The organism is Streptomyces bikiniensis (assembly GCF_000716625.1).
Taxonomy (GTDB): domain Bacteria; phylum Actinomycetota; class Actinomycetes; order Streptomycetales; family Streptomycetaceae; genus Streptomyces; species Streptomyces bikiniensis.
Window position 1 is genome coordinate 130,972 of sequence record NZ_JNXJ01000013.1, and the last position, 21,552, is coordinate 152,523.

Consider the following 21,552-nt stretch of genomic DNA (forward strand, 5'->3'; position numbering starts at 1 on the left):
CGTAACCGTCCCGTGTGTACGGATTGGACGCCCTCGCTCCGGGCGCGGCGTAATGGCACGGCACGCAGCACGAGTGACGGAGACGAAAGGCACCTCGGTGGCGAAGAAGGAAACCGTGCTGGGAGGCTTCAAGGCCTTCCTGATGCGCGGCAATGTGATCGACCTGGCGGTGGCGGTCGTCATCGGCGCCGCGTTCACGAACATCGTGAACTCGGTGGTCAAGGGCATCATCAACCCGGTCGTGGGCGCCTTCGGCACGAAGGACCTGGAGAGCTACTCGTCCTGCATCAAGGACCCCTGCCGGATGGTCGACGGCGAGATGCAGGGCATCCAGCTCCAGTGGGGCCTGGTCCTCAGCGCGGTGCTGAGCTTCCTGATCACCGCGGCCGTCGTCTACTTCCTGATGGTCCTGCCGATGGCGAAGATCCTCGCGAAGCGCGCCGCGCACGACAAGGCGAAGGAGGGCGTCCAGGAGACGATGGAGGTCAGCGAGCTGGAGGTGCTCAAGGAGATCCGCGACCACCTGGTCGCCCAGCGCGGCCCGGCGGCGGGCACGGGGACGACTCCCGGTGCGGGTCCCGGCTCCGCTCCCGGTTCGGGCTCGGGTTCCGGTGGCGGCACGGGGGCACACCCCACCTCCTGACCGGCGCCGTGCGCCGGGTTCAGAGGTGGTGCGGCGGCTTCTCGTCGAGGAAGCGCGCGAGGTCGGCGGCGCTGTCACCGCCGGTAGGAGGCCGCTCGCCCCACCCGCGGTCCGTGTCGTCCGCGGACTGGCGGTCCAGCGGATCGTCGAAGACGATGGCCGGCCTGGGCCTGCCCTCGGGACGGGCGGGCGCGCCGGGTCGCTCCGTGTCTCGCGGGCCGTGGGCGGGGGCGGTGCTCATCCCTTCAGGGTACGCCCGCCACCCCGTTCCGCGCCCGTCCGATCCGCGGCCCCCTCCGCCCGGGGCCCGGGGTCAGCGGTCCTTCGGGTCGAGCAGCCAGAGGCCGAGCACCACGAGGAACGACAGGACGAGGAAGCCCGCGCCCCACCAGGCGGTGCCGGTGTCGCCCGACATCCACTCGTTCACCACGATCGTCAGGCCCCAGAGCTGGCCGACGACGACCGAGAGCGCCAGGGCGAGGCGGGCGGTCAGCTTCGCGGAGCGCTCGGGCTCCTGTTCCACGCCGGCTCCCGGGCCCGGCCCGGTGTGCCGGATCCGGGGATCGCCGTAGCCGCTGGTGGGCCGGATCTGCGGGTAGCGCTCGTGCAGCGGGCGGTTCAGGCGCGGCTGGACACTGCCCGGGGTGTACGCGGGGGGCCGGGGCGGCTCGGCCGGGTCCGGGGCCGGGGCCTCCGGGGCCGGGGCCTCCGGGTCGCGGGGGAAGGGGCTCTCGCTCATGCCCGCTCACTCCTCTCCGGCATCCGCGCACCCGTGCCCGCCCTCGTATCCGCTCCCCCGCCCGTACCCGCCTCCGCCCCCGTACCCGCTCCCCCGCCCGTACCCGTTCCCGCTCCCCCGGCGGCGCCCGGGCAGCCCAGGCGGGCGGCGAGGTCCGGGCGGTCCGGGCCGAGTTCGCGGCACAGGCCCTCGCGGGCGGTCTCGCCCGAGCGGGCGGTGCCGACCGCCCAGACGCTGCCGTCGGCCTCCTCCACGAGGAGCACCTTCGGGAGGCCCCGGGGCGGCGGGCCGGCCGTGACCCCTCCTGTGCGCGCGTCGAAGACGCCCTCATGGCAGGGGCAGTACAGCTCGCCCTCGCTCCCCCGGTCCTTGCGCCACAGGACGGCGCAGGCGAGGTGGGTGCAGACGGCGGAGTAGCCGGCGAGGGTGCCGTCCTCCAGGCGGACGGCGACCGCGCGGTCGTCGGCGCCGGGGTAGCGGAAGGCGAGGGAGTCGCCGGGCAGGATGCGGTCGGCGATCCGCTTCGGTTCGGGGGCGCCCTCGCTGTCGCCGTGCCGGTGCAGGATGCCGGCGGCGACGCCGACGCCACCGGCGGCGAGGCCGCCGGACACGGTGGCGACGATCCGCAGGTAGTCGCGGCGGGTGGTGAGGGAGTCGGCGGCGATCCGGTCGTGGAGCGCGTCCTGGGCGGCGTCGGTGCCCGGGTCCGGGGCGGGCGGCTGGGGGTCGGTGACGCTCAACGGACGTCCTTCCCGTTGATCTCCACGACGGGCAGCCCGCCCGGCACCGGCCACTGGACCTTGTCGGCGGGGACGACCATCGCGACCCCGGTGGAGACGGTGGTGGTGCCGAAGGTGAAGGAGTCGGCGACCTGGACGCCGGGGCGTTCGGCCCGCAGCTCCTCGACGGTGCCGTAGAAGAGGGCGCCGGTGGGGCAGACGGTGGCGCACATGGGGGCGAGGCCGTAGGCGGTGCGGTCGTAGCAGAGGTTGCACTTCATCTGGAGCTTGGCCTGGAGGTCGATCTTGGGCACGCCGAAGGGGCAGGCGTTGACGCAGTTGGCGCAGCCGATGCAGCGGGTGGTGTCGGCCTGCTGCACGACGCCGTCGGGGGTGACGAGGATCGCGTCGGCGGGGCAGACCTCGGCGCAGGGGGCGACGGGGTCCTCGCAGTGCATGCAGACGGTGGGGAGGGAGGCGACGGAACGGCCCTCGTCGGGGTAGTCGAGGTGGATCATCGACTTGCCGCGGTGGGAGTCGCATTCGCGGCAGGCGGAGACGCAGGCCTGGCAGCCGATGCAGCGGCCGGGGTCGATGAAGATCGTGCGGCCCATCATGTGCGGGTCAGCTCCTCTCGGCGGTGCCGCGGCCCTGGGGGGAGGTGGGGGGCAGCGGGTCGGTGCGGGAGACCTGGGCCTCCGGGTAGGCCGGCTGTCCCGGGGACGTGGGCGGGGCGGGGACCTCGTCGATGCGTTCGGCGGCCTCGACGCGGGCGGCGCACACCTTGTACTCGGGGATCTTGGAGCGCGGGTCGAGGGCGTCGATCGTGAGGGCGTTGGCCGCGGTGGGGACGGGCCAGTGGTAGGGCACGAAGACGGTGTCGGGGCGGATGGCGTCGGTGACGAGGGCGGGGAAGACCTCGCTGCCGCGGCGGGTGACGACGCGGACGGGGTCGCCGTTGCGGAAGCCGTGGGAGGGGTGGACCTCGACCCAGGGCCGGGGGGTCTGCTCCACGAGTCCGGCGAGGCGGCGGGTCTGGTTGCCGGAGAGGAAGTGGGCGACGGTGCGGCCGGTGGTGAGCGAGAGGGGGAACTCCTCGCTGTACGGGTCCATGGGCGGGTGCCACTCGACGGTCTGGAGGTGGATCTTGCCGTCGGGGTGGTAGGAGCGCCCGTCCTCGAAGAGGCGGGGGGTGCCGGGGTGGTCGGTGGTGGGGCAGGGCCAGGCGATGCCGCCGGTCTGCTCCAGGCGCTCGTAGGTGATGCCGTAGTAGTCGTTCACGGTCCCGGCGGAGGCGACGCGCAGCTCCTCGAAGACGGAGCGGGAGTCGGGGAAGGCGAACTTGTCGCCGGCGCCGAGGCGGCGGGCGAGCTCGCACAGGACCCAGGTGTCGGTGCGGACGCCGGCGGGGGGCTCCTGGGCCTTGTTGTGCTTGACGACGCGGGCCTCGGCGTTGGCCATGACGCCCTCGTCCTCGGCCCAGACGGTGACGGGGAAGACGACGTGGGCGTTGGCGGCGGTCTCGGAGAGGAAGAAGTCGAACTGGGCGTGGAACTGGAGGGTGTCGTAGCCGTTCTTGACGGTGGCGTAGTTCGGGAGGGAGACGAAGGGGTTGTTGCAGATGCCGATGAGGCCGCGGATCTCCTGGCGCTGCATCTGCCAGACCATCTCCATCATGGAGGTTCCGGCGGCGGGGAGTTCGGTCTCGTCGATGCCCCAGATCTCGCAGATCTGACGGCGGTGCTCGGGGTTGGTGATGGAGCGGCCGCCGGGGAGGAGGTCGGACTTCTGGCCGTGTTCGCGGCCGCCCTGGCCGTTGCCCTGGCCGGTGATGGTGCCGTAGCCGGCGCCGGGCTTGCCGATGTTGCCGGTGGCGACGCAGAGGTTGATGACGGTGAGGCAGTTCTCGACGCCCTGGGAGTGGTGCTCGATGCCCCGGGCGTGCCAGGCCATGGCCCGGTCGGCGCCGGCGAACATGCGGGCCACCTGGACGATCTGCTCCTCGGGGACGCCGCAGATCCGTGCCGCGCGGGACGGCGGGTACTCGGCGACGGTCCGCTTCACCTCGTCCCAGCCGGTGGTGCGGGCGGCGAGGTGGGCCTCGTCGGTGAGGCCCTCGGCGACGACGACGTTGAGGACGGCGTTGAAGAAGGCGGAGTCGGTGCCGGGCTTGAGGGCGACGTGGACGTCGGCGGTGCGGGCGATGGCGGTCTCGCGGGGGTCGACCACGATCAGGGTGGCGCCCCGGTCGCGGGCTCCCCACACGTACTGGGTCATGACGGGGAAGCACTCGCCGACGTTGGAGCCGGCGATGAGGAGGCAGTCGGTGAGGAGGATGTCGGAGAAGGGGTTGCCGGCGCGGTCGATGCCGAAGGCGAGCTTGTTGGCGCCGGCGGCGGAGACCATGCACAGGCGCCCGTTGTAGTCGACGTGCCTGGTCTTCAGGGCGACCCGGGCGAACTTGCCGACGAGGTAGGTCTTCTCGGAGAAGAGGCTGGCGCCGCCGAGGAGGCCGAAGGCGTCGTCGCCGTACTCGGTCCGGATGCGGTGGATCTCGGCGACGGTGCGGTCCAGGGCCTCGTCCCAGCTCACCTCGCGGAACTCCTGGTCGCGGTTGTCGCGCATGAGGGGGGCGGTGAGCCGGTCGGGGTGGTTGACCTGCTGGTAGGCGTTGATGCCCTTGGGGCAGAGCCGCATCCGGTTGATGTCGTGGTTGCGGGGTTCGACGCCGAAGACCTTGCCGTGGCGGTCGACGCGCAGGTACATGCCGCACTGGACGCCGCAGAAGCAGCAGTGGGTGGGGACGAGGGTCTCCTGGTTCTGGTCGGCGTGCCAGCGGTCGGCGGGGATGCCCCCGGCGTCGCGGAAGTCGCGGGAGCCGGGCGGGGCGAGGGAGGGGTCGAGCGACAGGGGCCGTCCCGGGACGGTCCCGGGGACGGCCGCGGGGTCGGTGGCGCTCACTTGAAGCCCTTCTTCACGTGGTCGAGGTAGGCGGTGCCGCGCAGGACGCGCTTGCAGCGGGGGCAGTACTCGGCCCAGTCCGCGAAGCCGAGGTCGAGGTCCCGCATGGTGCCCTGGAGGTTCTCCACGTACGGGGCGGTGTCGACGGGCTGTCCGCAGCGGCGGCAGGCGAAGACCTCGCCGCCCTCGTCCTTGCGGCGGGAGGTGTACTTGAAGAGCTGCATGCCGACGGCGGCGGGCCGCTGCACGATGTGGAAGAACTTCCCGAAGGGGATGTAGATCAGGGTGAAGACGACGGACACCATGTGCAGGACGGCGAGGAACTCGTAGCCGCCGCCGTGCAGGAAGATCGACGAGAAGGTCAGCAGCAGCCCTGTCACGGAGATGACGATCAGGGCGAGCAGGGGCACCAGGTCGTAGGCGAAGCGCTGGCCGGTGATGGCGCCCCGGTCCTTCATGCGGCGCCAGAGGAAGTAGCCGGCGCCGGGGATGACGAGGACGGCCGCGATGTCGAGGCCGTGGAACATGAGCCAGCCGACGATGTTCAGGGAGTCGAAGCCGAGGACCTTGAAGCCCCAGATCCGCATCTCGTAGCCGGGGCCCGAGCCGGTGGAGGAGGTGAAGGTGAACCAGCCCCAGGTGAGCGGGAAGGTGATCGCGGCGGCGAGCAGGCAGCCCCAGAAGACGAGCTGGTGGGCGGCCCAGCGGGCGTGGGAGCGGGCGCCGAGGAACTTCTGGAAGCCGAGGTAGGTGGCGATCATCCTCGGCAGGGCGGTGGGCGCGCTGCGGAAGTTCGCGACGGAGAAGAAGGAGCCCCAGCCCTTGCGGAAGAGGCGGCGGGCGCCGGGGGCGGAGATCCAGACGGTGTAGCGGTAGGCGACGCCGAAGGCGAGGAAGACGGTGGCGACGGCGTAGGGCAGGAGGGCCGAGTCGAAGTCACGGAGCAGCCGGCTGCCGAGGACGATCGCGACGACCAGCAGGGCGGAGACGACCGCGCCGACCAGGGAGGCGCGGCGGCGCACGGCGCCGGGGCTCTGCGGCGGCGGGTCGGCCGCGGCCGGGTCGGTGGCGCCGGAGGCGGGGGCGGGCCCGCCCGGCGGAGGGGTCGGCTCGGCGGTCTGCGGTGGCTCGGTCACGCGGCCACGGTAAGGCCGAATAGCCCCTTTCGCGCCTTTTGCGGGGGTGGCGTGGTGTGGACGTCGCTCGGACGGCGTTCAGGCCGCGGGCCCGGAGGCCCGGGCGGCCTCGGACGACCTGACCGGAGGCCGGAAACGGCCCGACCGGGAAGGCCGGGACGGCCCGACCGGAGGCCGGACGGCCCGACCCTGGGCCGAGGGCGGTCCGACCCGGGGTCGGGGGGCGGTGCGACCTGGGGTCGGGGGGCGGCCCGACCCGGGGTCGGGGGGCGGCGCGGCGGCCCGGGGTCGGGGGGCGGTGCGGCGGCCCGGGGTCGGGAGGCGGTGCGGCGGCCCGGGGTTGAGGACGGCCCCACCCGGGCTCGGGAACGGCCCGGCCCGGGGTCGAGGACAGCCCGGCCCGGGGTCGAGGACAGCCCGGCCCGGGGCTGAGGACGGCGCGACCCGGGGCCGGGAGCGGTGCGGCGGGTCGATGTCGCCTCCGGCGATGGCGCGCGTGGCACATGGCCGGAAAGGACCGGTCCCTGGTGTGCTGGGCACATGACCAGACCTCTCCTTCCGCTCACGGCCCGCTCCCGCGAGGAGGCCCACCGGGCCGCCACTCCGCTGGAGCTCTTCTTCGACCTGTGCTTCGTCGTCGCCGTCGCCCAGGCGGGCGCCGAGCTGGTGCACGCGGTCGCCGAGGGGCACGGGGGCACGGGCATCGCGAACTACGCGATGGTCTTCTTCGCGATCTGGTGGGCCTGGATGAACTTCTCCTGGTTCGCCTCCGCGTACGACAACGACGACGTCCTCTACCGGGTCGTCACCCTCGTGCAGATCGCGGGCGTGCTGATCCTGGCCGCCGGTGTCTCACGGGCCTTCGAGGAGCACGACTTCCTCGTCGTCTACCTCGGCTACCTCGTGATGCGGCTCGCCCTCGTCTTCCAGTGGACGCGCGCCGCGCACCACGCGACCGATCCGGCCGAACGGACGATGTGCCACCGGTACGCGGGCGGGGTGCTGCTCTGCCAGGTCGGCTGGCTGGGGCTGCTCCTCGCGCCCGGGGCCGCCCGCCCGTGGGTCTTCCTCGTCATGGCGCTGGCCGAGCTGTCCGTGCCCCTGTACGCGGAGCGGGTCGCCCCCAGCGCCTGGCACGCGCACCACATCGCCGAGCGGTACGGCCTGTTCACGATCATCGTGCTCGGCGAGACCGTCGCCGCCGCGACCGTCGCCGTGAAGTCCGGCATCGTGGAGAACGACGCCCTGGACGAGCTGCTGCCGATCGCCGCGGGCGGTCTGCTGCTCGTCTTCGCCGCCTGGTGGATCTACTTCGTGGTGCCCGCCCACGACCGGTTGACCTCCAGCCGCCAGGCCTTCCTGTGGGGGTACGGGCACTACCTGATCCTCATGTCGGCCGCCGCCATCGGGGCGGGCCTGGAGATCGCCGTCGAGCAGGCCGTGGGCGAGGCGCACGTCTCCACGCTCTCCGCCTCGGCCGCCGTGACGATCCCGTCGGCCCTCTTCCTGCTCCTGGTGTGGCTGCTGCACGCCCGCTACTTCAAGGTGGGCACCGCCCAGCAGCTCGTCCTGCCGGTCGCGGCGCTCGCGATCCTGATGTGCTCCTTCGCGGGCCGCTGGGCCGTCCTCGCGGCCGGTCTCGTCGCGGCGGCGGCCGTCGCGACCGGGGTGACCCTGACCGCCCGGAACCCGGCGACGCGGGGCGCCGGGGCCTGAGCACCGGGCGGGGGCCCGTGGTAGGCAGGGCGCATGACGGAGCCCGGGAAGACGACGGACGGCCAGGACGGGATCACCGATGTGGACGGGCTGCGCGTGGGGCACGCGCGCGTGGCCGGGTCCGGGGCGCTGAGCGGCACCACGGTGGTGCTCGCCCCGGAGGGCGGCGCGACCGCCGCCGTGGACGTGCGGGGCGGGGGGCCGGGCACGCGGGAGACGGACGCCCTGGACCCGAGGAACGTGGTGCGGCGGATCGACGCGGTCGTCCTGACCGGCGGCAGCGCGTACGGCCTCGACTCCGCCTCCGGGGTGGTGGCCTGGCTGGCGGAGCGGCACCGGGGCGTCCGGGTCGGTCCCGACCCGTCCCACGTGGTGCCGGTGGTGCCCGCCGCCTGCGTCTTCGACCTGGGCCGGGGCGGCGACTTCACCGCCCGGCCGGACGCGGCGACGGGCCGGGCGGCGGCGGAGGCGGCCCACGCGGGCGGCGACCGCGCGCGCGTGGCGACGGGCGCGGTCGGCGCGGGCACCGGGGCCGTGGTCGGCGGCCTGCGGGGCGGCGTCGGGACGGCGAGCGCGGTCCTGGCGTCGGGGATCACGGTCGGGGCGCTGGTGGTGGTGAACGCGGTGGGTTCGGCCGTGGACCCGACGACGGGCGTGCCGTACGGGAGTTACTTCGAGGACGGCAGGCCCGCCTTCCCCGATCCCGAGGTGCACGGGGCGGCGCTGCGGCGGCTCGCGGAGGCGCGGGAGGCGGCCGTCCCGCCCCCGCTGAACACCACGCTCGCCGTGGTCGCGACGGACGCGGCGCTGACCCGCGCGCAGGCGCGGAAGGTGGCGGGCACGGCGCACGACGGCATCGCGCGCGCCGTGCGGCCGGTGCACCTGATGAACGACGGGGACACGGTCTTCGCCCTGGCCACCGGGGCCCGGGAGCTGCCGGAGGGGCCGGGGCCGCTCGCCCTGAACGAGATCCTGGCGGCGGGCGCGGACCTGGTGACCCGGGCGATCGTCCGGGCGCTGCTCGCGGCCCCCGGCGGCTTGCGCGGCCCGGGCGGGGACTTCCCCTCGTACCGCGAGCTGTACGGGCCGCAGGCGGACCCGTACTCCCGGTAAGGGAAGGCGAGTTGGGGGAAGAGAGCGGGAACTTCCGTCGCGGACGGCTCGTTTTGCCGGAACACCGGACACGATGTCAGACCCAGGGACTACGTTAAGCAAGCACCAAGTGACATGCGGCGACGGCCTGGAGATCCCCTTGAACGATCCGCAGGATCACCCCGATCCGTACGAGACGACCGAGGCGCACGTCGAGCGGCTCCTCGGCCGGGCGCTCAACTCCTTCGACCTGCCCGACCCGACCGTCGAGCGCCTCGCCACGGCGCTCGCGCACTCCAGCGCGCTGCACTCCTCGCACCACAGCGCGTCGCTGCACCGCACGACCCACCGCCACACCTATCTGCTCGCCGACGGCAGCACGCTCAGCCTGTGGGAGCTGGTGCACAACGCCGGCCGGGACGGCACCGAGCAGCACGAGCTGTACGCGGAGGAGGCGGACGCCCGGCTCGCCGCCTCCCGGCTGCCCTCCGGACCGCCGACCCGCTGGTCGGCCGAGTACGCCGACGGGCGCGTCCTCGACGAGGACGACGACTTCGAGCTGCTGAGCGCCCTGCTCGCCCGCCCGATACCCGCCCAGCCCCGGATGTACGTGCCGGACAACTCCGCCGACCACGCGCGCCGCGTCCTGCGCCGCGCGGAGAACGCGGACCGGCCGGGCGAGGAGACCGCCCGCCGCCTCCGGCTCGCCTTCGCGCACCACATCACGCAGGCCTTCGGGCGCCACTGCCCCGTGGCGGGCGGCCGGGACGCCGGCTTCACCCTCTACGAGCACCAGTTCCTGCTGCTCGACGGCAGCGAGGTCAGCCTCTGGGAGGTCGAGCACACGGCGACCCCCGACGGACGCCACATGTGCGAGGTGTACGAGGACGAGGACACGGCCCGCGGGGCGATGGAGTCCCGCGCCCGGGTGCGCTGAGCCCCGCCCGTGCGCCCGTAAGCCCGTGCGCCCCGTAAGCCCGTGTGCCCGTGCGCCCGTGCGTGCGGAAGGGCCCTCGCCCCGGGACGGTCTCCCGGGGCGAGGGCCCTTCTCGGCGGGCCGCGCTCCGTGGGCGGCCGCGCTCAGTGCGCGAGCGCCGGCTCCTTCTCGACGCCCGGCTCCGGGGCGGGCTCGTCGCCGCCGCCCTCCAGGTGCTGCTTCGGCTTCGCGGGCAGCGCGAACATCACCAGGAAGATCACGGCGAGGACGCCCGCCACCCAGCCCAGGGAGTTCTGGAAGGCGTCCGTGAACGCCGCGCCCGTCTCCGCCGGGGCCCTCCCCGGGCGCTCGTCGTCGATCACGCCGAAGAAGACGACCGACACCAGGCCGAGGCCGAGCGCGTTGCCCATCTGCGTGGTCGTGTTGATCAGGCCCGAGGCCGATCCGGCGTGCTCGCGCGGCACCTCCGAGAGGACCGCGTCCGTCAGCGGCGCCACGATCAGGCCCATGCCGAGGCCCATGACGACCAGCGGCGGGACCATCTGCCAGGAGGCGATCCCCGTCCCGTACCGGCCCGCCTCGAAGAGGTAGAGCAGGACGCCCGCCGTCATCGTCAGGGCGCCCGCCTGGAGCACCTTGCGGCCGAAGCGCGGCACCAGCTTCTGCACCGACAGGCCGGCGGCCACCGAGACGGCGATCGAGAACGGCACCCCGGTGAGGCCCGCCCGCAGCGGGGTCCAGCCGAGCCCGATCTGCATGTAGAGCGTCCAGACCAGGAAGAAGACGCCCATCACGATGCCGAAGGTGAGCTGGACCGCGATGCCGGCCGCGAAGCTCTTCACCCTGAACAGCGACAGCTCCACGAGCGGCGAACCGTCCTTGCGCGTCTTGTACTTCTCGTACGCGACGAGGATGCCGAAGACGGGCAGGCTGCCGGCCATCATCAGATGGCCCCACAGCGGCCAGTCCAGCTCGCGGCCGCGCGTCAGCGGGTAGATCAGCATGAGCAGCGCGGCCGTCACCAGGAGCACGCCGACCAGGTCGAGGCGGAGCGCCTTCGGCGCCCTGGACTCGGTGATGAACTTCCGGCCCAGGAGCAGGCCCGCGATGCCGACCGGCAGGTTGATGAGGAAGATCGGGCGCCACTCCAGGCCCGCGATGTTCCACTGGGTGAGCAGCGCGCCGAGCAGCGGTCCGGAGACCGCGCCCAGGCCGACGATCGCGCCGAAGAGCCCGAAGACCTTGCCGCGCTCGTGGGCCGGGAAGGTGACGTGGACGATCGACAGGACCTGGGGCACCATCATCGCGGCCGCCGCGCCCTGGAGGAGGCGGGAGGCGACCAGCATCTCCGGGCCGGCCGCGAAGCCGCAGAGCGCCGAGGCGAGCGTGAAGCCGGCGGTGCCGAGGAGGAAGAGGCGCTTGCGGCCGTAGATGTCGCCGAGCCGCCCGCCGGTGATCAGTCCGGCGGCGAAGGCGAGCGCGTACCCGGCGGTGATCCACTGGATGGACCCGAAGGAGGCGTTCAGGTCCCGCTCGATGCTGGGGATCGCGATGTTGACGATCGTGGCGTCGACCAGGTCCATGAAGGCGGCGGTCATGACGATGGCGAGGGCGATCCAGCGCCGTTTGTCGCCGGAGTCGGTGGCGGTGCCCGTGGCGGAGACCGTGTCGGAACCGGTGCCGGACCCGGCCGGGTTCGCCGCGTCCGTGACGGCGTCGTGTGAACTCATACGAAGAAAGATAGGAGTCATATAGGTCAAGTCATGTCCTAGATGAGTCGCATCCTGGACGGCATGACGGACACTCCGGCACGACTCCTGCATCTGCTCTCGCTCCTCCAGACCCCGCGCGAGTGGCCCGGAAGCGAGCTCGCCGAGCGCCTCTCGGTCTCTCCGCGCACCATCCGCCGGGACATCGACCGGCTCCGCGACCTCGGCTATCCGGTCGAGGCGACCCTGGGCGCGGTCGGCGGCTACCGGCTCGTCGCCGGTACGGCCATGCCGCCGCTGCTCCTCGACGACGAGGAGGCCGTCGCCATCGCGGTCGGCCTGCGCGCCGGGGCCGGGCACGCCATCGAGGGCGTCGAGGAGGCGTCCGTACGGGCCCTGGCGAAGCTGGAGCAGGTGCTGCCCGCCCGGCTCCGGCACCGGGTCTCCACCCTCCAGAACGCGACGATCCCGCTGACCCGGGGCGACGGCGCCACGGTCGCGCCCGCCACCCTGACCGCGCTCGCGGGCGCGGTCACCGGGCGGGAGAAGCTGCGCTTCGGCTACCGGGCGGGCGACGGCGCCGAGACGAAACGCCTGGTCGAGCCCTACCGGCTGGTCTCCACCGGGCACCGCTGGTACCTCGTGGCGTACGACCTGGGGCGCGCGGACTGGCGCACCTTCCGGGTCGACCGGGTCAGCGACCCGCTGGCCACCGGGGCCCGCTTCGCCCCGCGCGAGCTGCCGGCGGGCGACGCGGCGCAGATGCTCACCCGCTCGATGGCCCGGTCGCAGCCGGAGCTGGACCTGGACGTCTCCTTCGAGGCCCCGGCGGACTTCGTGACGGCCCGGCTCCCGGCCCACCTGGCCCCGGCGCCGACGGGCCCCGCCGCCTGCCGGCTGCGCGCCCGCGCCGTCGACTCGGTCGAGTGGCTGGCGCTCCGCCTGGCCCTGGTCGACGCCCCCTTCACCGTCCACGGCCCGGAGGCGCTGCGGGCGCACGTGGAGGACCTGGCGGGGCGGCTCGCGGCGGCGGTGTCGGCGCGGGGGTAGACACGGCGGCCGGGGCCCGGGGACGACGCTCGTCCCCGGGCCCCGGCCGGTCGCGGAAAGGCCTCAGGCCACCGCGTCGAAGCCCGTGTCGCGGGCCATCTTCTTGAGTTCCAGGAGCGCGTGCTTCTCGATCTGGCGGATCCGCTCGCGGGTCAGGCCGTGCTCCTTGCCGACCTCGGTCAGCGTCCGCTCGCGCCCGTCCTCGATGCCGTACCGCATGCGGATGATCGAGGCCGTCCGGTGGTCCAGCTTGTCGATGAGGTCGTCCAGTTCCTCGCTGCGCAGCAGCGTGAGCACCGACTGCTCCGGCGAGACCGCCGAGGTGTCCTCGAGCAGGTCGCCGAACTGGGTCTCGCCCTCGTCGTCCACCGACATGTTCAGCGAGACGGGGTCGCGCGCCCAGTCCATGACGTCGACGATCCGCTCCGGCGTGGAGCCCAGCTCGGCCGCGATCTCGGCGGGCTCGGGCTCGCGCCCGTGCTCCCGGTTGAACTCGCGCTGCACGCGCCGGATCCGGCCGAGCTCCTCCACGAGGTGGACGGGGAGCCGGATGGTGCGGGACTGGTCGGCGATGGAGCGGGTGATGGCCTGCCGGATCCACCACGTGGCGTACGTGGAGAACTTGAAGCCCTTGGCGTAGTCGAACTTCTCGACCGCGCGCACCAGGCCGGCGTTCCCCTCCTGGATCAGGTCGAGCAGGGGGAGCCCGCTGCGCGGGTAGCGCCGGGCGACGGCCACCACGAGCCGCAGGTTGGACTTGATGAAGAGGTCCTTGGCGCGCTCGCCCTCGGCGACCAGCGCCTCCAGCTCCTCGCGGGACGCGCCGCCCGCCTCGCTGTCCACCTCTCCGTCCAGGATCTGCCGGGCGTACACCCCGGCCTCGATCGTCTGGGAGAGCTCGACCTCCTTGGCGGCGTCGAGCAGGGGCGTGCGCGCGATCTCGTCGAGGTACATGCCGACCAGGTCGCGGTCGGCGATCTCCCCGCCCACGGCGCGAACGCTGCTCGCCCGCTCCGCCCCGCTCTTCGCGGAGGTCTGACGGCGGGCGACGGCACGGGTTGCCATGCGTGCTCCCTTGCTGAGTAGGTCGCGACACCCTTTCGGGTGCCCTGCATCCGACGGAAACAACGACTGGAATCAGGACAGAATTCCCACCCGGCACATGGATTTTCCCGATCATGCAGTATCCTGCGTGGCTTCCACCCCTGCGGGCATGCCGCCGGGACCGGCGGAGGCGCAGGTCAGACCGGGCACGGAGGGTGCTGCGGCGCCTCGCGCGGGACCCTCGACCACACTGTCGGTGAGACCGCGCTCACATCCGGCGCCACCCCTTCAGACGCGGGGCGGGGACGGGCGGTTGCCTTCCGGGGACGGCCGGCCGAACTGCACGGACCGCTTGGCCAGGCCCATCCAGAAGCCGTCGATCACCGACCGCCCCGTGTCGAGGTCCCCGGCCGCGTCCGCCGCGCCCAGGGTGACGAAGAGGGGGGCGAAGTGCTCGGTACGGGGGTGGGCGAGGCGTCCGGCGGGCGCCTTGTGCGCGAAGTCGAGGAGCGCGTCGACGTCCCGCGCGGCGAGGGCCTCGCGCCCCCAGGCGTCGAACTCGGCGGACCAGCCGGGCACGCCGCCGCCGGGGTGCCGGAGCGCGGCCAGGTTGTGGGTGAAGAAGCCGCTGCCCACGATCAGGGCGCCCTCGTCGCGCAGCGGGGCGAGCCGGCGCCCGACGTCCAGGAGGCGGCGCGGATCGAGGGTGGGCAGGGAGATCTGGAGCACGGGGACGTCGGCGTCCGGGAACATCTCGACGAGCGGCACGTACGCGCCGTGGTCGAGCCCCCGGTCGGGGACGTCCTGCACGGGCGTGCCGGGCGCGCGGAGCAGCTTGCGGACGCTCTCGGCGAGCGCGGGCGCGCCGGGGGCCGCGTACGCGACCCGGTAGTAGTGCTCGGGGAAGCCCCAGAAGTCGTACACCAGGGGCACGGTCTCGGTGGCGCCGAGGGCGAGCGGGGCCTCCTCCCAGTGGGCGGAGACGACGAGGATCGCCTTCGGGCGCGGCAGGCCCGCGGACCAGGCGGCCAGCTCACCGGGCCAGACGGGGTCGTCGGCGAGCGGCGGGGCGCCGTGGGACAGGTAGAGGGCGGGCATCCGTTCCGGTGTGACCTGCATGGCGACCACCTCGACCTTCCATGATTCTTGAAACTTCAAGCTTATGGACGGCACCCTAGCCCCATTTAGTTCAACTTTCAAGAATGAGTCGTACGATGGGCCCCATGGGAGACATGACCGAACCCCGCTGGCTCACCGACGAGGAGCACCACGTCTGGCGCGCCTACCTCCACGCCACCACGCTCCTGGAGGACCACCTCGACCGCCAGTTGCAGCGCGACGCCGGAATGCCGCACGTCTACTACGGCCTGCTCGTCCAGCTCTCCCAGGCGCCCCGCCGCCGCATGCGGATGACCGAGCTGGCCAAGGACGCCAAGATCACCCGCTCCCGGCTCTCCCACGCCGTGGCCCGCCTGGAGAAGAACGGCTGGGTGCGGCGCGAGAACTGCCCCTCCGACAAGCGCGGCCAGTTCGCCCGGCTCACGGACGAGGGCATGGAGGTCCTGCGGAGGAACGCGCCCGGCCACGTGGCCGCCGTGCGCCAGGCCCTGTTCGACCGGCTCTCCGCGGAGCAGGTGAAGCAGCTCGGCGAGATCATGCGGGTGATGGCGGAGGGCCTGGAACCGGCGGGCCCGGACGCGGACCTGCCCTGGCTCCGCTGAGTACGCGCGTGCGCGCGTACGCGGGGCCAGGGCAGGGGCGGGGGGCTCCGGCGGTCAGTGGACGACCGGTCAGTGGACGGCCGGTCAGTGCGCGACGGCCGGTCAGTGCGCGACGACCGGGATCTTCACCTCGTCGTCCGCGCCCGTGCCGGATCCGGCGACCACGCCGCCCTCCGGCTTCCCGGTGTCGATGAGCACGAAGGCGATCGCGGCCGAGACGGCCAGGATGCCGACCGCCCACCAGATGGCCGCCGCGTACCCCTCGACCATGCCCTGGAGCTGGAGCAGCTTCCGGGCGGCCGGGGTGGTGGCGCCGGCCGCGCGGTCGGCCAGGTAGGCGGTGGTGGCCGAGGCGGCGATCGTGTTCAGGAGGGCGGTGCCGATGGCGCCGCCGACCTGCTGCGAGGTGTTGACCATCGCGGAGGCCACACCGGCGTCGCGCGGGTCCACGCCGTGCGTCGCGAGCGACATCGCCGGCATGAACGCCGTGCCCATGCCCAGGCCGAGCAGCAGCTGCGCGGGCAGGATCAGACCGGCGTACGAGGTGCCGATCTCCAGCTGGGTCAGGAGCAGCATGCCGACGGCGGCGGTCAGGAAGCCCGGGGCCATCAGCAGGCGCGGCGGGACGCGGGTCATCAGGCGCGTGCCGATCTGGGTGGAGCCCACGATCATGCCCGCGATCATCGGCAGGAACGCGAAGCCCGTCATGACGGGCGAGTACCCCTTCACGATCTGGAGGTAGTACGTCAGGAAGAGGAACAGGCCGAACATCGCGATGACGGCGAGGCCGAGCGACAGGTAGACGCCGCCGCGGTTGCGGTCGGTCAGGACGCGCAGCGGGAGCAGCGGGGACTTCACGCGTGCCTCGGTGAGCACGAAGGCCGCGAGCAGCACGGCGGAGCCGACGAAGAGGCCGACCGTGCCGGCGTCGCTCCAGCCCTCGGACTCGGCGCGGGTGAAGCCGTACACGAGGGCGACCAGGCCGAGCGTGGACAGGATGACGCCGGGGACGTCGAGCGGGGAGCGGTTGCGGCCGCCCGCCGGCTCGCGGACGACGAGGTACGCGCCGACGGCGGCGACCACGGCGAACGGGATGTTGACGAAGAAGGTCCAGCGCCAGTTCAGGTACTCGGTGAGGAAGCCGCCGAGGATCAGGCCCACGGCGCCGCCGCCACCGGCGATCGCGCCGTAGATGCCGAAGGCCTTGGCGCGCTCCTTGGCGTCGGTGAAGGTCACGGCGAGCAGCGAGAGCGCGGCGGGCGCGAGGAGCGCGCCGAAGGCGCCCTGGAGCGCGCGGGCGCCGAGCATCATGGCCTCGCCGTTCGCGGCCCCGCCGAGGGCGGAGGCGGCGGCGAAGCCGGCCAGACCGACGATGAAGGTGCGCTTGCGGCCCCACAGGTCGGCGATCCGGCCGCCGAAGAGGAGCAGTCCGCCGAAGGCGAGGGCGTAGGCGGTGATGACCCACTGCCGGTTGCCGTCCGAGATCCCGAGGTCCTGCTGGGCGGAGGGCAGGGCGATGTTCACGATCGTCGCGTCGAGGACGACCATCAGCTGGGCGAGGGCGATGAAGACGAGCGCCTTCCAGCGCCCGGGGTCGGGCACGGGCGCGGTGTGCGCGGGGCTGTCGGCGATTTTCGGCATGGGTCGGGCCACCTCTTGGCGCGTAAGGGAGAAAAAGGGACGTAAGGCCGTGCGGGCGTTCAGGGCCGCCCCACGGGAAAAGGGGGGTCTACGGAAGGGTCACGACGGGCAGGAGTCGCGTCTCAGGTCCTCCAGGGTGGCGGCCGCCCCGGGCAGCTCGGAGCGCGCGGGCGCCTCCAGGCCGTCGAGGAACAGTTGCAGATGGCGGCGCACGAACGGGGTGAAGGCGGCACAGGCGGTGCCCGGCAGCGGGCGGGTGAGCTGGGAGACCGCCACCATCAGGTCGCCGACGCCGACGTCGGCGCGGAGCCGGCCGGCCCGCTGCGCCCGGTCGACGATCCCCTGGACGACCCCTTCGAGGCGGTCGCGTTCGGCCACCAGGTCGGGGTGGTCCTGGTCGAAGGCGCCGTCGAGCATCGGGCAGAGGGCGCCGACGCGCTCGTCGGCGGCGCCGAGGGTGAAGCGCCGCAGGGCCTCGAAGGTGTCGTCCTCCTCGGCGGCGGCCCGCTCGGCGAGCTCGGTGACGCGGGCCATGAGGGAGAGGACGACCTCGCGGACGAGGTCGGCGCGCTCGGGGAAGTTCCGGTAGAGCGTGGCGTTGCCGACGCCGGCGCGGCGCGCGATCTCGTCGTACGGCACCTGGGCGCCGAACTCCACGAACATCTCACGGGCCGCCGTCACGATGCGCTCGCGGTTGCGCAGGGCGTCGGCCCGCGGCCGGGGCGCGCGGCGGGCGGGCGCGGCGGTGTCGGCGTTGCCGGTCACGTCGGTCCTCCTCGGAATCACGGTCGTCGTCGTACGGGGTCGCCGGGCCGCCGGGTCGCAGCCGCTCCGGCGGGTCGAGCGCGTCCACGGGAGGCCGTGGCCGGGGGTCCGTACCCGGGAGTCCGTACCCGGGAGTCCGTACCCGGGGAGCCGTACCCGGTGGATCCGGTCCGGACCGGCGATCCGTATCCGGGGAAAGGTTCCCCACTTCGCTCGACACAGGCGTAAACGGGGAAGCGCTCCCCGGTTATTTCCGGCCACTCCTGTGACCCCAGTCACACAATCCTCGTTTCACGGAATACCCACGATCGGGCCACCCGGCGCGCGCGCCCGAACCGCCCGTCACAGGCTGATCGGACAGCGCGGATCCCGCCCGCACGCGGAAACGGACCCGTCCGCCGACCTGCCCCCACCGGAGAGGCGACGCATGCAGCACCCCCGCCGACGGATACGCAGACCCGTCGCCCTGGCGGCGACCACGACGCTCTCCCTCACCCTGCTCGCCTCCGCGAGCACCACCCTCCCGGAGCCCGTCCGGGCCTCGGCGGGACCCGTCGCCGCCGCGCCGACCAACGCCCAGCTGGCACCGTGCCGCATCGCCACGACGATGGGCGTGCAGATGTCGGAGGGGCTGCCCACCGCCCCCGGGTACGTGCACTCCACGGGCCTCGTCAGGGCCCTCAACCTGATGATCGACTTCCCGGACGCGGTCGGCGACGGCACGGCGACGGGCCGCTTCCGCGAGTTCTTCCCGCAGACCGCCGACTGGTTCCGCGTCAGCTCGTACGGCCGGCTGCACTACCGGGCCGAGGCCCCGATACCCGACTGGCTGCGGATGCCCCGGGCGTTCTCCGCGTACGGGATCGAGCGCGGCTCCCCGTACGAGCCGGGCTACCGCTCCCTGGTCGAGGACATCGTGAAGGCGGCGGACGAGCGCGTGGACTTCAGCGCGTACGACCTGGTCAACGTCCTGGTGACGCCGAACGCCGGGCCCTCGGCCCTCGACACCGTCCTGTCCGTGACCTTCTCCGGCAACGACGACGCCCCGTACGCCGACGGCGTGCCGCTGGCCAACACGTCCTTCGTCTACAGCCGCCAGGACGACGGCTCCGGCAGCTTCGCGGAGACCGGCTACCGGGTCCTGCCGCACGAGAACGGGCACGTCTTCGGCCTGCCCGACCTCTACACCGCCGACGGCGGCGGCTCGGTGGGGCACTGGGACATCATGTCGGAGGACTGGGGGGCCAACAACGACCTGCTCGGCTGGCACAAGTGGAAGCTGGGCTGGCTCGACAACGAGCAGGTGCACTGCGCCTCGGCCGCCGGCACCACCGAGTACGACCTCACCCCGCTCGCGGAGCCCGGCGGCCCCAAGCTCGCGTTCGTGCCCCTCTCCGGCACCTCCGGATACGCGATCGAGGTCCGCGGCCCGGGCGGCAATGACGAGGCCGTGTGCGAGCAGGGCGTCCTCGTCTACCGCGTCGAGTCCGACGTCGACACCGGGCACGGCCCGGTGACCGTCGCCGACAGCGAGCGGGCGAGCGGCGGCTGCACGCGCCGCGCCAACGTCCACGCGGAGCTGTCGGACGCGCCGTACGGGCCGGGCGAGAGCTTCACGGACCGCGCGAACGGCATCCGGATCACGGTGCTGCACGAGGGCGCGGACGGCGCCTACCGGGTCCGCGTCACCCGGACCTGAGCGTCATCCGGACCTGAGCGCCACCCGGAACTGAGCGTCATCCGGAACTGCGCGTCACTCGGACCTGAGCGCCACCCGGAACTGAGCGCCACTCGGACCTGAGCGCCACCCGGGCCTGAGCACCCCCGGAAACGGGCGCCGCCCGGGCCCGGGCGCCATCCGCACCCGAGCGCCATCCACCGCTGGGCGTCACCCGGACCCGAGCGCTTCCCGGCCCGCCGGTCCCCCGTCTTCGAACAGCCCCCGCAGCTCCCGCTTGAGGACCTTCCCCGTCGGGTTCCGGGGCAGCTCCTCCTCCCGTACGAGGACGCGGGCGGGCACCTTGAAGGCGGCGAGGCGACCGGCGACGTGCGCCCGCAGGGCCTCCGGGTCCGGCACCGCCCCGGGCCGGTGCCGCACGACGGCCGCGACCTCCTCCCCGAGGACCGGGTGGGGCACGCCGAGGACGGCGGCGTCGAGGACGTCCGGGTGCGCGTGCAGGGCGGCCTCGACCTCGACGCAGTACACGTTCTCGCCGCCCCGGACCACCATGTCGGTGAGCCGGTCGACGATCGAGACCCGCCCGTCCGCGTCCACGCGCGCGAGGTCCCCGGTCCGGAACCAGCCGTCGTCGGTGAAGGCGGCGCGGGTGGCCTCCTCGTCCCCCCAGTACCCCCGGACCAGGGACTGCCCGCGCAGCCACAGCTCCCCCACGCCCTGCGCGTCGGGCCGGTCGATCCGCACCTCGGTGGCCGGCGAGGGCCGGCCGGCGCTGCCGGGGTGGGCGCGGTACTCGGCGCCGAAGTTCGCCAGGACCCCGCCGCAGGTCTCGGTGAGCCCGTAGCCGTTGCGGGGCTCGACGCGCTCCCCGTACGCCTCCGCCAGTCCGGCGACGATGCCGGGCGGGGCGGGGGCGCCGCCGGTGCTGAGCAGGGTCAGGCTCTCCAGCGGGTCGGCCTCGCTCCGGGCGCGTTCGAGGAGCTGGAGGGCGGTGGTGGGCACGCCCGCGTAGTGGGTGACGCGGTGTTCCCGGATCAGCCGGAGTGCCTCCCCGGCGTCCCACTTCCGCATCGTCACGAGGGTCCCGCCGGCCGCGATCACGCCGTAGAAGGAGGTGAAGGCGGCGACGTGGAAGAAGGGGAAGGTGGTCAGGGAGACGGGCGCGGGCCCGGTCCCGGGGACGTCCCCGCGCGCGAGGGCCGCGGCGGCGGCGAAGTACCGGGGGTTCACGGCGGCCCCGGCCTGCGCGAGGTGGGTGGCGACGGCGCCCTTGGGGCGGCCGGTGGTGCCGGAGGTGTAGACGATCGTGGAGTCGTGCTCGGGGAGGACGTCGACGGGCGGCGGCCCGAGGTACGGGTCGCGGTCGGGCACGTACGCGTCGAACCCCTCCCCGGCCGGGCCGCGGAAGACGATCCCGGGCACCTTCCGCTCCCGGGCCCACGCCCGCGTCCGCCCGGCCCGCTCCCCGTCCACGAGCAGCGCGCGGGGCGCGCAGTCGTCGAGCGCGTACGCGAACTCGCCCTCGGTCCACCAGGCGTTGAGGGGTACGGCGACGAGGCCGGCGAGCTGGGCGGCCCAGAAGGCGACCTGCCACTCGGGCAGGTTCCGCATGGCGACGGCGACCCGGTCCCCGGGCACGAGCCCGTACGCGCCGAGCAGCCGCCGGGCGAGTCCGCAGGCCTCGTCGAGGAACTCCCGGTAGGTCGTCCGGACGCCCTCGTGCACGAGGAACACCCGGTCCCCGTATCCCCAGGCGGCCTCCACGAACTCCCGCAGGGTCCGCGGCCCGTGCGCGTACGTCCCGCCCTCGACGGCGAAGGGCGCCCCGTCGGCCGTCAGCCTCCCGATCCCGCCGCCCACCGGCCACCTCCCGCACGTCCGCCCCGCACCCCGTCGGACCGCCGACGCTAGGCGGCTCCGGTTCGCGAGGTCAACCGGGGGCGGGCCGGGCCCGTGGACGGCGGTGGGGGGCGGTGGCGGGGCGGGCGGGTCGGGCCCGGC

At 73.7% G+C, this 21,552-nt stretch carries 19 protein-coding genes; 7 read left to right on the plus strand and 12 right to left on the minus strand.

From position 1 onward, the window contains the following. Positions 1-52 precede the first annotated feature (52 nt). The gene (gene mscL, locus OO47_RS12640) at positions 53-643 is read left to right on the plus strand and encodes a large conductance mechanosensitive channel protein MscL (protein WP_030216937.1); all 591 of its coding nucleotides are present in this window, start codon (positions 53-55) and stop codon (positions 641-643) included. Between the two features lie 19 nt (positions 644-662). Here the strand turns inward: mscL and OO47_RS12645 are convergent, their stop codons facing one another. The 6 genes from OO47_RS12645 to OO47_RS12670 form a co-directional block, all read right to left on the minus strand. Continuing rightward, entirely contained in the window at positions 663-884 is a 222-nt protein-coding gene (locus tag OO47_RS12645; RefSeq protein WP_030216943.1) for a hypothetical protein, read from the minus strand. Positions 885-956: 72 nt separating this feature from the next. Then, entirely contained in the window at positions 957-1,382 is a 426-nt protein-coding gene (locus OO47_RS12650; RefSeq protein WP_030216944.1) for a hypothetical protein, read from the minus strand. Then, positions 1,379-2,122, minus strand: a complete 744-nt coding sequence (locus OO47_RS12655) for a Rieske (2Fe-2S) protein (RefSeq protein ID WP_051716150.1) — start codon at positions 2,120-2,122, stop codon at positions 1,379-1,381. Before OO47_RS12655 ends, OO47_RS12650 begins: the two co-directional genes overlap by 4 nt. Continuing rightward, a complete protein-coding gene (locus tag OO47_RS12660) occupies positions 2,119-2,718 on the minus strand; it encodes a 4Fe-4S dicluster domain-containing protein (RefSeq protein ID WP_030216946.1) in 600 nt (199 codons plus the stop codon). Before OO47_RS12660 ends, OO47_RS12655 begins: the two co-directional genes overlap by 4 nt. A 7-nt stretch (positions 2,719-2,725) precedes the next feature. Next, positions 2,726-5,062, minus strand: coding sequence for a molybdopterin oxidoreductase family protein (locus OO47_RS12665; RefSeq protein WP_030216951.1), 2,337 nt, complete (start codon positions 5,060-5,062; stop codon positions 2,726-2,728). Next, entirely contained in the window at positions 5,059-6,198 is a 1,140-nt protein-coding gene (locus OO47_RS12670) for a hypothetical protein (RefSeq protein WP_030216953.1), read from the minus strand. The genes OO47_RS12665 and OO47_RS12670 overlap by 4 nt, the downstream gene beginning before the upstream one ends. Before the next feature lie 540 nt (positions 6,199-6,738). Between OO47_RS12670 and OO47_RS12675 the strand changes: the two genes are divergently transcribed. The 3 genes from OO47_RS12675 to OO47_RS12685 all read left to right on the plus strand — a co-directional run bounded on the left by OO47_RS12675 (position 6,739) and on the right by OO47_RS12685 (position 9,943). Further along, the gene (locus tag OO47_RS12675; protein ID WP_033208952.1) at positions 6,739-7,914 is read left to right on the plus strand and encodes a low temperature requirement protein A; all 1,176 of its coding nucleotides are present in this window, start codon (positions 6,739-6,741) and stop codon (positions 7,912-7,914) included. A 33-nt stretch (positions 7,915-7,947) separates the two neighbouring features. Beyond that, a complete protein-coding gene (locus OO47_RS12680) occupies positions 7,948-9,027 on the plus strand; it encodes a P1 family peptidase (protein WP_030216958.1) in 1,080 nt (359 codons plus the stop codon). Between the two features lie 139 nt (positions 9,028-9,166). Beyond that, the gene (locus OO47_RS12685) at positions 9,167-9,943 is read left to right on the plus strand and encodes a DUF6227 family protein (protein WP_030216959.1); all 777 of its coding nucleotides are present in this window, start codon (positions 9,167-9,169) and stop codon (positions 9,941-9,943) included. Between the two features lie 143 nt (positions 9,944-10,086). On the opposite strand, the gene OO47_RS12690 is transcribed toward OO47_RS12685, so the two are convergent. Next, positions 10,087-11,673: an MFS transporter gene (locus OO47_RS12690; RefSeq protein WP_030216960.1), complete on the minus strand. Its 1,587-nt coding sequence runs from the start codon at positions 11,671-11,673 to the stop codon at positions 10,087-10,089. 63 nt (positions 11,674-11,736) lie between these two features. On the opposite strand from OO47_RS12690, the gene OO47_RS12695 reads away from it, so the two are divergent. Continuing rightward, complete coding sequence (locus OO47_RS12695; RefSeq protein ID WP_030216961.1) at positions 11,737-12,702, plus strand: helix-turn-helix transcriptional regulator; 966 nt, start codon at positions 11,737-11,739, stop codon at positions 12,700-12,702. A gap of 63 nt (positions 12,703-12,765) precedes the next feature. Here OO47_RS12695 and OO47_RS12700 read toward each other — a convergent pair whose 3' ends face one another. Together OO47_RS12700 and OO47_RS12705 are read right to left on the minus strand one after the other, a co-directional pair. After that, positions 12,766-13,767, minus strand: a complete 1,002-nt coding sequence (locus OO47_RS12700; RefSeq protein WP_030216962.1) for a sigma-70 family RNA polymerase sigma factor — start codon at positions 13,765-13,767, stop codon at positions 12,766-12,768. 267 nt (positions 13,768-14,034) lie between these two features. Then, a complete protein-coding gene (locus OO47_RS12705) occupies positions 14,035-14,865 on the minus strand; it encodes a dioxygenase family protein (protein ID WP_051716159.1) in 831 nt (276 codons plus the stop codon). 95 nt (positions 14,866-14,960) lie between these two features. Between OO47_RS12705 and OO47_RS12710 the strand changes: the two genes are divergently transcribed. Continuing rightward, the gene (locus tag OO47_RS12710; protein WP_106969387.1) at positions 14,961-15,467 is read left to right on the plus strand and encodes a MarR family winged helix-turn-helix transcriptional regulator; all 507 of its coding nucleotides are present in this window, start codon (positions 14,961-14,963) and stop codon (positions 15,465-15,467) included. Positions 15,468-15,569: 102 nt separating this feature from the next. Here OO47_RS12710 and OO47_RS12715 read toward each other — a convergent pair whose 3' ends face one another. Together OO47_RS12715 and OO47_RS12720 are read right to left on the minus strand one after the other, a co-directional pair. Beyond that, positions 15,570-17,108, minus strand: a complete 1,539-nt coding sequence (locus tag OO47_RS12715; protein WP_030216967.1) for an MFS transporter — start codon at positions 17,106-17,108, stop codon at positions 15,570-15,572. A gap of 99 nt (positions 17,109-17,207) precedes the next feature. Further along, the gene (locus tag OO47_RS12720; protein ID WP_030216970.1) at positions 17,208-17,873 is read right to left on the minus strand and encodes a TetR/AcrR family transcriptional regulator; all 666 of its coding nucleotides are present in this window, start codon (positions 17,871-17,873) and stop codon (positions 17,208-17,210) included. A 427-nt stretch (positions 17,874-18,300) separates the two neighbouring features. On the opposite strand from OO47_RS12720, the gene OO47_RS12725 reads away from it, so the two are divergent. Next, entirely contained in the window at positions 18,301-19,572 is a 1,272-nt protein-coding gene (locus tag OO47_RS12725; protein ID WP_030216973.1) for a M6 family metalloprotease domain-containing protein, read from the plus strand. A gap of 189 nt (positions 19,573-19,761) precedes the next feature. On the opposite strand, the gene OO47_RS12730 is transcribed toward OO47_RS12725, so the two are convergent. Then, positions 19,762-21,411: a class I adenylate-forming enzyme family protein gene (locus OO47_RS12730; protein ID WP_033208954.1), complete on the minus strand. Its 1,650-nt coding sequence runs from the start codon at positions 21,409-21,411 to the stop codon at positions 19,762-19,764. Positions 21,412-21,552: the final 141 nt, after the last annotated feature.

What these genes read in the sequence shown, in the direction of transcription:
- mscL (WP_030216937.1), top strand. Translation starts at nt 53, where the DNA reads ATGGCACGGCACGCAGCACGAGTGACGGAGACGAAAGGCACCTCGGTG.
- OO47_RS12645 (WP_030216943.1), bottom strand. Translation starts at nt 884, where the DNA reads ATGAGCACCGCCCCCGCCCACGGCCCGCGAGACACGGAGCGACCCGGC.
- OO47_RS12650 (WP_030216944.1), bottom strand. Translation starts at nt 1,382, where the DNA reads ATGAGCGAGAGCCCCTTCCCCCGCGACCCGGAGGCCCCGGCCCCGGAG.
- OO47_RS12660 (WP_030216946.1), bottom strand. Translation starts at nt 2,718, where the DNA reads ATGATGGGCCGCACGATCTTCATCGACCCCGGCCGCTGCATCGGCTGC.
- OO47_RS12675 (WP_033208952.1), top strand. Translation starts at nt 6,739, where the DNA reads ATGACCAGACCTCTCCTTCCGCTCACGGCCCGCTCCCGCGAGGAGGCC.
- OO47_RS12680 (WP_030216958.1), top strand. Translation starts at nt 7,948, where the DNA reads ATGACGGAGCCCGGGAAGACGACGGACGGCCAGGACGGGATCACCGAT.
- OO47_RS12690 (WP_030216960.1), bottom strand. Translation starts at nt 11,673, where the DNA reads ATGAGTTCACACGACGCCGTCACGGACGCGGCGAACCCGGCCGGGTCC.
- OO47_RS12695 (WP_030216961.1), top strand. Translation starts at nt 11,737, where the DNA reads ATGACGGACACTCCGGCACGACTCCTGCATCTGCTCTCGCTCCTCCAG.
- OO47_RS12700 (WP_030216962.1), bottom strand. Translation starts at nt 13,767, where the DNA reads ATGGCAACCCGTGCCGTCGCCCGCCGTCAGACCTCCGCGAAGAGCGGG.
- OO47_RS12705 (WP_051716159.1), bottom strand. Translation starts at nt 14,865, where the DNA reads ATGCAGGTCACACCGGAACGGATGCCCGCCCTCTACCTGTCCCACGGC.
- OO47_RS12710 (WP_106969387.1), top strand. Translation starts at nt 14,961, where the DNA reads ATGGGCCCCATGGGAGACATGACCGAACCCCGCTGGCTCACCGACGAG.
- OO47_RS12715 (WP_030216967.1), bottom strand. Translation starts at nt 17,108, where the DNA reads ATGCCGAAAATCGCCGACAGCCCCGCGCACACCGCGCCCGTGCCCGAC.
- OO47_RS12725 (WP_030216973.1), top strand. Translation starts at nt 18,301, where the DNA reads ATGCAGCACCCCCGCCGACGGATACGCAGACCCGTCGCCCTGGCGGCG.